Source organism: Actinomycetota bacterium, from assembly GCA_035536535.1.
Lineage (GTDB): Bacteria > Actinomycetota > JAICYB01 > JAICYB01 > JAICYB01 > DATLNZ01.
In genome coordinates, this window is the sequence record DATLNZ010000015.1 from 1 (window position 1) to 4,258 (window position 4,258).

At 70.3% G+C, this 4,258-nt stretch carries 5 protein-coding genes; 4 read left to right on the forward strand and 1 reads right to left on the reverse strand.

Annotated features, from left to right (window positions below):
- The coding region (locus tag VNE62_01210; GenBank protein HVE90907.1) for an FAD-dependent oxidoreductase at window positions 1–767 on the reverse strand (767 nt) is incomplete at its 3' end.
- A 52-nt stretch (window positions 768–819) separates the two neighbouring features.
- Between VNE62_01210 and VNE62_01215 the strand changes: the two genes are divergently transcribed.
- The 4 genes from VNE62_01215 to VNE62_01230 form a co-directional block, all read left to right on the forward strand.
- Window positions 820–1,668: an SDR family oxidoreductase gene (locus tag VNE62_01215; protein HVE90908.1), complete on the forward strand. Its 849-nt coding sequence runs from the start codon at window positions 820–822 to the stop codon at window positions 1,666–1,668.
- 51 nt (window positions 1,669–1,719) lie between these two features.
- Window positions 1,720–2,925, forward strand: a complete 1,206-nt coding sequence (locus tag VNE62_01220) for a DNA double-strand break repair nuclease NurA (protein HVE90909.1) — start codon at window positions 1,720–1,722, stop codon at window positions 2,923–2,925.
- A gap of 94 nt (window positions 2,926–3,019) precedes the next feature.
- Complete coding sequence (locus tag VNE62_01225) at window positions 3,020–3,673, forward strand: hypothetical protein (protein HVE90910.1); 654 nt, start codon at window positions 3,020–3,022, stop codon at window positions 3,671–3,673.
- Window positions 3,674–3,682: 9 nt separating this feature from the next.
- Window positions 3,683–4,258, forward strand: a 576-nt coding sequence (locus tag VNE62_01230) for a DUF87 domain-containing protein (protein HVE90911.1), incomplete at its 3' end; no start/stop codon positions are given.

The following is a 4,258-nucleotide window of genomic DNA, read 5'->3' on the forward strand; positions in this document are numbered from 1 at the left end:
ATAGCCGACGCGGGGAAGGTCAGGTGGATGCCTTTCGCCGGACGCACCCCCGCCAGCTCCGCCGGATCCTCCAGCCGGCGCACCTCGTCCACCCACACACCGGAGGCGTTCACCACGGCGCGGGCTCGCACGTGGACCGGCTCCCCGGTCTCCACGTCGGACACGACGGCGCCCGAGGCTCTGCCGCGGGTGTCCCGCAGCAGCTCGAGCACCGGCGCATGGTTGGCGACCACCGCTCCCATCTCCCCGGCTGTGCGCGCGATCGTCCAGACCAGGCGTGCGTCGTCCGTCCGGGCGTCCGGATAGCAGTAGGCGCCGGTCACGTGGGGGCCGAGAGCCCACGCCAGCTGCCGGGCCCCCGGTTGGTCGAGTCTCCGGTGCCGGGACGCGCCGGACCCTGCGGCGAGCAGGTCGTAGGCGACCAGTCCCGCGCGCACTGCCACCAGCGGGCGCCCCCGCTGAAGGGGGACGAGGAACTGCGTGGGCCAGACCAGAAACGGCGCGAGCCTCTGGAGCAGCTGCCGCTCGCGCAGCGCCTCCCGCACTAGCCGCACCTCGAGTCGCTGCAGGTAACGAAGCCCGCCGTGGATCAGTTTGGAAGATCGCGACGAGGTTCCCGCCGCGAAGTCGTCGCGCTCGACCAGCGCAACCGACAACCCGCGCGAAGCGGCGTCCAGGGCTACGCCGCAGCCGGTGATCCCCCCGCCAACCACGAGCAGGTCGAACCTGTCGTCCCGGAGTCGTTCGATCGCTTCCTCGCGGCGCACGCAGGACAGCATGCCCGGACTTGGCCGCCCCTGCCGGAGATAGCATCTGTCCATGGGGTCACAGGTGCTGATCACAGGATGCTCGAGCGGCTTCGGCCTGGAAGCCGCCGTGGCATGCGCCAGGAGGGGGTTCCGTGTCTTCGCCTCCATGCGCAACCTGGACAAGCGCTCTGCCCTGGACGAGGCGGTGGCGTCCGCGGGGGTCACGGAGCGGGTCGAGGTGGTGCGCCTGGACGTCACCGACGGCGCATCCATCAGGCAGGCGGTCGCCGGGATCCTGGACGGCGGCGGGGGACTGTACGGCGTCGTGCACAACGCTGGCATCAATGTCGCGGGAGCCTTCGAGGATCTTCCGGACGACGAGATACGCCGCGTGCTCGAGACCAACTTCTTCGGCGTGCTCGCGCTCACGCGCGAGGTGCTGCCGCAGATGCGCGAGCGCCGTAAGGGCCGGATCGTGTGTGTCTCCAGCAACTCGGCGTTCGGCGGTACCCCAGGACTCTCCGCATATGCAGCCAGCAAGTGGGCTCTGGAGGGATGGGCGGAGTCAATCGCCTTCGAACTGGAGCCGTTTGGCATCGACGTCGTGCTGTTCGAACCGGGGGTCTACCGCACGGAGATCTGGGACTCGTCGGAGCGCCACAAGCCCCAGGACAGCGCCTACGCGGGCTTTCTCGAGGTGGGGGAGTCGTTCCTCAACCGGCTCGTGCTTCCCCACGCCCGGCACCCGAGGGAGGTCGGGGAGGCGATCGCATCGGCTCTGGACGCCAAGCGACCTCGGTTCCGCAACCCGATGGGTCCGGACGCATGGATCACCGCCGCAGCGCAGCGCGCGCTTCCATACCGGGTGCGGATGCGGGCCACCGGGCTGGTCTCGGGCCTCAGGCACTGGAAGCCGTAGTTCCCTGCTCCGGCACTTTGGCGTGTCGGCCCCCGCCCGTACCGTCGGTGGATGCTCGACCTTCTGTCCGTCGCTGGACAACTGCGGCGCATGCGCAGCGACTTGGCGCGCCTGGATGACGAACGCGGCCCCCGGCTGGAGGCGGCGGCGTCGGCCTGGCGGCAGGCCGTGGCGCTCGGACCGGCCCTGCGTGACCGTGTCCTGAAGGCACGGACCTCCTGGCTGGTGGCCGAGCCGCTCGAGGAGCTTCGCGCCTACGACGTGGTCCCCCCCGGCTCTTACCGGGTGGCGGCGTCCGACGGGTCTCAGGTGTTCCCGGACCGCCACGAGATGGCGCAATGCTTTCTGGTGAACGTGGGGCTGGTGCAGATCGACTACCGCGCGTACGCGGCGGCGATGACCTCGGCCCCCACGCTGTGCTGGCTGCCGGCGGACGTCTACCCGCTGGTGGGCGGCATGAGGCAGGAGGCCGACGGACGAGTCGTTGCAGCGCGGCGCTTCGCCGCCGAGTGTGACGCCCTCACCGGCGCCGCGGCCTCCAACGACCTGCTGCTGACCGACGGGACTCTTCTGCTGTGGTGGCTGGACCCCGACCCGGACCGCCTGCGCGCGCTGCCGCCCGACGACGTGAAGTCGCGGACGCTTGCGTCCCTCAACGCGATGACGGCGGCCTCCAGGGACGCCGGGTCGGTGCCGGTGGGATATCTGTCCGCTCCGAGAAGCACCGACGTGGTGTCGATGCTGAAAGTCGTCCTGTGCACGGAGGAACCGGTCGACTGCGACCGCTGTCCTTACACCTCAGGCAAGAAGGCATGGGGCTCCAGGCCCGCCCAGACCGATGCGCTGCGGATGCTCCCCGCGCCGGAGCGTCCCTGCGAAGAGGTGGAGACCATCGCGGACGCCGCCCTGTTCGCGCGGCTGCTCCACCCCGGACAGCGCTCGGGCCGTTTCCGGTCCTCCGCTCAGGTGGCGCAGGCCTACGAGGCCCCCATCGACTTCGTGTACCTGCACACGGGGGCAGAGATCGCGCGGCTGGAGTTCCCGGCCTGGGTGACGCCGGATGGCCTGGATTCGATGTGCGGAATGGTCGCCGACCAGTGCGACAAGGGCCTGGGTTATCCGGTCGCCCTGGCGGAGGCCCACGAGCAGGGTGTCGTCAGGGGCAACGACAGGCGAGCGTTCCAGGACCTGCTGCGCCGCCAGGGGGCTGGTCCAGTCAGCGCAAAGCTGTCGCGCAAGCGCCTGAGCGTCCTGTAGCCGCCGGCGGAACGCCAGTCGGGGGGCCCGGCCACTGTCCCTGCCGGCCGCCACACTGGGCAAAACCACGGAACTGGGCCCGAGCGGAGGGTGCATGAACACAGTCACGCGCGTCGGAGAGATCGTCGAGGCATCGACCACGCGGTTCAGGGCCGTCGCGCCGGAGGCCTTTGTGCCCCCCGCGTTCGGGTCCTTTGTCAAAGCCGTTTCCGGAGCCCGCACCGTCTTCGCGGTGGTAGCTCACGTGGAGCATGCGTCGCTTGATCCTTCGCGCAGGGCGATTCCGCTGGGCCGGACCTGGGAGGAGCTGCGGCGGGAGCAGCCTCAGGTGATCGACCTGCTCCAAACCGAGTTCGACGCCCTTTGCGTCGCCTTTCGGGACGGAGACGGTCCGGTGGCGCCCTACCTGCCCCCGGTCCCGCCGCGCGTGCACGACTTCGTCGCCGTGTGCGAGTCCGCCGAGATCAGGGCCCTGACCTCCGACCTGTCGTTTGTCAGGACGCTGGGGTCGAGCGGACTGGGCGTGGCCGGCGAGCTCGTCGCTGCGGCGATCCGGGCCGCGGCCGACGCGCGGGACGACCGCCGGTCGTTTCTGCTGCGCGCCGGACGTGAGGTGGCCGATCTGTACCGGCAGGACTACGAGCAGGCGTGCTCGATCCTGCGCCGGCTGGGCATGCGCATAGCCGGCGACGACCACGACCACCCGGCCCCCGCCTCGGTGGCGGTCCGCCGCGAGAGCAGCAGGTAGCACGTCCGCATGACCGAAGGGTCCAACGGGCGCGAGGCCGCGGCGCTGGCCGCTCTGGAGGAGTCGCTCGGCCCCCGCCGGCTCGGGCGGGTCATCCAGGGGTCCCTGCTCGAGGGCATGACCGCGCGTCTGGAGGATGACGTATCGGTGGAAGACGTCCGGGTGGGCCGGTTCGTGGTGGTCGACGGGGCGAGGCACCGGTTCTTTTCGACCATCCACGACGTGCGGCTGGCCAATACCAACGACGACGTCCTCCTGCGCCCCCCGGACGACGAGTTCGTTCAGGCGGTACTGCACGGCACCAACACCTACGCCACGGTGGACCTCAAGCCGAAGCTCCTGCTGGAGATGGGCGTGGAGGGCGTCCGTCCGGTCAAGACGATCCCGCCGCACTTCGCCCGCGTGGCGGAGGCCTCCGATGCCGACGTGGCCGTGGTATTCGGCAGTGAGGACGAGACGCATCTGCCGATCGGCACCCCACTGGAGATGACCTCCGAGGTCTGCGTGAACCTCGAGCGGTTCGTGGAGCGCTCCAACGCCGTGTTCGGCAAGACGGGCACCGGCAAGTCGTTTCTCACGCGGATG